Below are 559 nucleotides of genomic sequence, written 5' to 3'. Positions count from 1 at the left end.
TGATGAATGTAGGAGCGTTATCTAGTTTTGAAGGAATGAATTTCCTATTGATTAATCTCGAAAAGAGATTATAATAAGAAATGTTCTTTTAATAGTCTAGTGACGATAGCGAGAAGGTCACACCCGTTCCCATACCGAACACGGAAGTTAAGCTTCTCAGCGCCGATGGTAGTTGGGACTTTGTCCCTGTGAGAGTAGGACGTCGCTAGGCGAATTATTGGAGGATTAGCTCAGCTGGGAGAGCACCTGCCTTACAAGCAGGGGGTCGGCGGTTCGATCCCGTCATCCTCCACCATTCTTAATTTGTACGAGCCATTAGCTCAGTCGGTAGAGCATCTGACTTTTAATCAGAGGGTCGAAGGTTCGAGTCCTTCATGGCTCACCATTCAATTTAAATGTGCGGGTGTGGCGGAATTGGCAGACGCGCTAGACTTAGGATCTAGTGTCTTTGACGTGGGGGTTCGAGTCCCTTCACCCGCATTATGCGGAAGTAGTTCAGTGGTAGAACACCACCTTGCCAAGGTGGGGGTCGCGGGTTCGAATCCCGTCTTCCGCTCCA

At 48.8% G+C, this 559-nt stretch carries 4 tRNA genes and 1 rRNA gene; all 5 read left to right on the top strand.

Annotated features, from left to right (window positions below):
- Positions 1-95: 95 nt before the first annotated feature.
- The 5 genes from rrf to RGU12_RS13565 all read left to right on the top strand — a co-directional run bounded on the left by rrf (position 96) and on the right by RGU12_RS13565 (position 559).
- A 5S ribosomal RNA gene (gene rrf / locus RGU12_RS13585) occupies positions 96-211 on the top strand.
- A gap of 8 nt (positions 212-219) precedes the next feature.
- Positions 220-295 (top strand) — tRNA-Val (locus RGU12_RS13580).
- A gap of 14 nt (positions 296-309) precedes the next feature.
- Positions 310-385 (top strand) — tRNA-Lys (locus RGU12_RS13575).
- A 14-nt stretch (positions 386-399) separates the two neighbouring features.
- Positions 400-480, top strand: a tRNA-Leu gene (locus RGU12_RS13570).
- Positions 481-484: 4 nt separating this feature from the next.
- Positions 485-559: transfer RNA gene (locus RGU12_RS13565), tRNA-Gly, on the top strand.

Origin of the sequence: Ferdinandcohnia sp. QZ13 (assembly GCF_031324165.1) — a bacterium.
In the GTDB taxonomy this organism is placed as follows: Bacteria; Bacillota; Bacilli; order Bacillales; family Bacillaceae_L; genus Ferdinandcohnia.
The sequence above is the reverse complement of the archived record's forward strand: the minus strand, read 5'-3'. Positions and strand labels throughout refer to the sequence as shown.